4 protein-coding genes are annotated in these 4224 nt (G+C 65.1%); all 4 read left to right on the forward strand.

Translation table 11 applies throughout. The features are described from left to right. Positions 1-12 precede the first annotated feature (12 nt). The 4 genes from BRAS3809_RS31850 to BRAS3809_RS31865 are packed head-to-tail and all read left to right on the forward strand — an operon-like array spanning position 13 to position 4175. Positions 13-1272: an extracellular solute-binding protein gene (locus tag BRAS3809_RS31850; RefSeq protein WP_008966126.1), complete on the forward strand. Its 1260-nt coding sequence runs from the start codon at positions 13-15 to the stop codon at positions 1270-1272. A gap of 1 nt (position 1273) precedes the next feature. Further along, the gene (locus tag BRAS3809_RS31855) at positions 1274-2215 is read left to right on the forward strand and encodes a carbohydrate ABC transporter permease (RefSeq protein ID WP_008966127.1); all 942 of its coding nucleotides are present in this window, start codon (positions 1274-1276) and stop codon (positions 2213-2215) included. Continuing rightward, on the forward strand, positions 2208-3056 hold the full coding sequence (locus tag BRAS3809_RS31860) for a carbohydrate ABC transporter permease (protein WP_008966128.1): 849 nt from the start codon (positions 2208-2210) through the stop codon (positions 3054-3056). The genes BRAS3809_RS31855 and BRAS3809_RS31860 overlap by 8 nt, the downstream gene beginning before the upstream one ends. 21 nt (positions 3057-3077) lie before the next feature. Beyond that, positions 3078-4175, forward strand: a complete 1098-nt coding sequence (locus BRAS3809_RS31865; protein WP_008966129.1) for a Gfo/Idh/MocA family protein — start codon at positions 3078-3080, stop codon at positions 4173-4175. Positions 4176-4224: the final 49 nt, after the last annotated feature.

A 4224-nucleotide genomic window follows, 5' to 3' on the forward strand; every position in this document is an offset into this window, starting at 1 on the left:
GGGAGGATTCTGATGAGACTGCTCGCGAAGCTGAGCCTCGCCGCTGCGGCGTGCCTGCTTGGAACCGCCGCCGCCGTCGCCGACACCACCGTCAAATGGCTGCACATCGAGGTCAATCCGGCCCAGGTGAAGATCTGGGAGGAGGTGGCGCGCGCCTATGAGGCGTCGCATCCCGGCACCAAGATCGAGATGCAGTTCCTCGAGAACGAGGCCTACAAGGCCAAGCTGCCGACGATCCTTCAATCCAAGGACCGGCCGAACATCATCTACAGCTGGGCTGGCGGCGTACTGAAGGCGCAGATCGAGGCCGGCGTTCTCGAGGACATCAGCGATCAGGTGAAGGGCTACAGCGACAGCATCACGCCGGCTGCGCTCGCGGCCTTCACCGATAACGGCCGGGTCTACGGCCTGCCGATCGCGCTGTCGCAGGTCGGCTTCGTCTGCAACAAGGACCTGATGGCCAAGGCCAAGGTCGATCCCGCCGCCATCAAGACCTGGGACGATCTGCTGGGCGCCGTGAAGACGTTGAAGGCCGCCGGCGTGACGCCGATCGTCGTCGGCGGTGCCGACAAATGGCCGCTGCACTTCTACTGGACGCATCTTGCGGTGCGCCTCGGCGGAAAACCCGCTTTCGATGCGGCGCTGCGCGGCGAGAACGGCGGCTTCGCGGCCGACACCTTCGTGAAATCCGGCGAGCTGTTCAAGCAGCTCGTCGATCTGCAGCCGTTCCAGAACGGCTTCCTCGGATTCAAGAACCCCCAGGCCGTCGGCTATTTCGGCGACGGCAAGGCGGCGATGACGCTTGCGATCAGCTCGGTCTACAATCTGCAGCGCGCGCTCGCGGCCGACAAGGTGGGCCTGGGCGAGGACAAGATCTGCTGGTTCGATTTCCCGACGGTCGCGGGCGGCAAGGGCGCGCCGACGGACACGCTGGGCGGCAGCACCGGCTGGCTCGTCACCAAGGGCTCGCCCAAGGAAGCGGTCGACTTCCTGAAATACTTCATCTCGAAGGACGTGCAGACACGGCTCGCCGCCGGCAATTTCATCGTTCCCGTGGTGCAGGGCGCCGAGGCCGGTCTGAACAACTCCTTCATGAAGCAGATCGCGGCCAACCTGGCGAAGTCGAACTATCACCAGAATTTCTATGACCAGAGCCTCGGGCCGTCCGTCGGTCGCGTCGTCAACGATGTCTCGGCCGAAATTGCCGGCGGCAGCATGACCCCGCAGGACGCGGCCAAGGCCATTGAAGCGGCGCGCAAGCAGGGCAACTGACGTGGCGCGTCCGATCGCGAACTCGGCGGCGATGCAGGTCGCGCGGCCGCCGCTCGCCGCGCAGGTGAACCGCGGCCCAAGCTGGGATGGCCGCTTCACGGTGATCATCCTGTTCCTGCCGCCGGCGCTGCTGCTGTTCACGCTGTTCGTGGTGCTGCCGATCGGCGAGGCCGCCTGGTACTCCGGCTTCAACTGGAACGGGTTCGGCAGGCCGACCAACTGGATCGGCCTCGACAATTATCGCTTCGTTCTGGAGACCCGCGCATTCTGGCTCGCACTGCGCAACAACGGCCTGATCATCGCCGTGTCGCTGTGCGTGCAGCTGCCGTTGGCGCTGACGCTGGCCCTGATGCTCGCGGAGCGGTTTCGCGGCGCTGTCGCGCTGCGCATGCTGTTCTTCATGCCCTACATCCTGGCCGAGATCGCGACCGGACTGATCTTCAGCTTCGTCTATGACGGCGACTATGGCCTGGTCGCATCGATCTGGCGCAGCTTCGGCGCAGACCCGCCCCATCTCCTGGCCTCGACCGACACCGCGATGCTCGCGGTGCTGATCGTGATCGTCTGGAAGTATTTCGGCTTCCACATGATGCTGTTCATCGCGGCCCTGCAGAGCATCGACAAGAGCCTGATCGAGGCCGCCCGCATCGACGGCGCGACGCGGGCGCAGAGCCTGCGCCATGTCGTCATTCCCTTGCTCTATCCGACGATCCGCCTCTCGGTGTTCTTCGCCGTCGTCGGCTCGCTGCAGCTGTTCGACCTGGTGATGCCGCTGACGCGCGGCGGCCCGGCCGACTCGTCGAACACGATGGTGAGCTTCCTTTACAACAACGGCATCTCCCGCATGCGCGTCGGCTACGGCAGCGCCATCGGGGTCATCCTGTTCGTGATCTGCGTGACCTTTGCCTTCACCTACAAGCGATGGTTCATGCGCGATGAATAGGGCCGAGACCTCCCGAGAGCCGTTCGATCCGGCCGTGCTGTTCAAGGCGGCATTCCTGGTCATCGTGGCCGTGTTCGTGCTGGTGCCGCTGCTTGCGACCCTCCTCGGCGGCTTCAAGTCGCTCGGCGAGCTGCGTGTCAATCCGTTCGGCCTTCCTCATCATTGGGAGTGGCAGAACTATGCCGACATCCTGTTCTCCGGTCGCTATTGGCAGCTGCTGCGCAACTCGCTGATCATCTCGACGCTCACGGTGTTCCTGACCTTGATCGTCGCCTCGATGGCCGCATTCACCTTCGCCCATGTCCGGTTCTTCGGCAGCTCGATGCTGCTGAGCTATCTGACGCTGGGCCTGCTGTTTCCGGCAGCCACCGCGGTGCTGCCGTTGTTCATCAAGGTGCGCGACCTCGGGCTGCTCGACACCTATTTCGGCGTCGCGCTGCCGCAGGTCGCCTTCAGCCTCGCGATGAGCGTGCTGCTGCTGCGGCGGTTCTTCAAGGATATTCCCTATGAGCTGCTCGAGGCCGCACTGGTGGATGGCTGCAGCTATGTGAAGTTCTTCCGCTACGTGACCTTGCCGCTGTCGCGGCCAATCCTGGCAACCGTCGGCACCATCACCTTCGTCAACAGCTGGAATGCCTACCTGCTGCCGCTCGTGATGCTCAACACCGATGCGCTGTATCCCTGGCCGCTCGGCATCATGGTCTATCAAGGCGAGTATTCGTCGGAGTGGCACCTGATCCTCGCCTTCATCACCCTGACCATCCTGCCCACCATCGTCCTGTTCCTGCTGGCGCAGAAGCACATCGTCGCCGGCCTGACGTCGGGCGCGGTCAAGGGATGAACTGACATCACGGAGACGACAATGAGACGAGTAGGGATTGGCATCATCGGCTGCGGCGTCATCAGCACGGCGTATCTGAAGGCCGCACAGCGTTTTCCCGTCCTGGACGTGAAGGCGCTCGCGGACATGCGCAGCGATGCCGCCGAGCGCCAGGGCGCCGCCTTCGGCCTGCCGGGGATGCGGGTCGACCAGCTGCTCAAGCGCGACGATATCGAGATCGTCGTCAATCTCACCGTGCCGCTGGCGCATACCGACGTCAGCCTCGCGGTGCTCAATGCCGGCAAGCACGTCCATTCCGAGAAGCCGCTCGGCATCGACGTCGCCGAAGCGCGCAAGGTGATCGAGCTCGCCGCGCAGAAGAACCTGCGCGTCGGCTGCGCGCCTGACACGTTCCTCGGCGGCGGGCATCAGACCGCGCGCAAGCTGATCGATGACGGCGTGATCGGCACGCCCGTGGCGGGGAGCGCCTTCTTCGGTTGTCCAGGCCATGAGCGCTGGCATCCCGCACCGGGGTTCTACTATCTGCGCGGCGGCGGCCCGATGCTCGATATGGGGCCGTATTACATCACCGACCTCGTTCAGCTGCTCGGACCCGTCGCGAGTGTCATGGGCTCGACCGCGCGCCCGCGCACGGAGCGCCTCGTCACCAGCCAGCCGATGAACGGCGCGCTGATCCCGGTCGAGGTCGCCACGCACGTCGCGGGCACGCTGGAATTCGAGAGCGGGGCGGTGGTGTCGGTCACGATGAGCTTCGACGTGCCGAAGCACCGGCACGCACCGATCGAGATCTATGGCGACAAGGGCAGCCTGCTGGTGCCCGACCCCAACCGCTTCGGTGGCGAGGTGCAGGTCGCCAGGACCGGCGGCGATTGGGAGACGATGCCGTTGACGCACGGCCACACCGACGGCGAATTCCGCTCCATCGGCGTGGCCGACATGGCGACGGCCATCCTGAACGACCGGCCGCATCGCGCCAGCGGCGCGCTGGCTTTCCACGTGCTGGAGGTGATGGAGGCGTTCCAGACCTCCGCCAACGAGGGCCGGCGCGTGGGGATCGAAAGCCGCGTCGAGCGGCCGGCGATGCTGCCGGCGGGACGCGAAACCGGACAGATCGATTGAGGACGGACACATGCGCAAGGCAATGATTGTGTGGGGCGGCTGGCCGGGG

The sequence above is a fragment of the Bradyrhizobium sp. STM 3809 genome (genome assembly GCF_000239795.1).
Lineage (GTDB): Bacteria > Pseudomonadota > Alphaproteobacteria > Rhizobiales > Xanthobacteraceae > Bradyrhizobium.

Excerpts from the sequence above, each read along its gene's own strand:
- BRAS3809_RS31850 (WP_008966126.1), top strand. The coding sequence starts at position 13 with ATGAGACTGCTCGCGAAGCTGAGCCTCGCCGCTGCGGCGTGCCTGCTT.
- BRAS3809_RS31860 (WP_008966128.1), top strand. The coding sequence starts at position 2,208 with ATGAATAGGGCCGAGACCTCCCGAGAGCCGTTCGATCCGGCCGTGCTG.
- BRAS3809_RS31865 (WP_008966129.1), top strand. The coding sequence starts at position 3,078 with ATGAGACGAGTAGGGATTGGCATCATCGGCTGCGGCGTCATCAGCACG.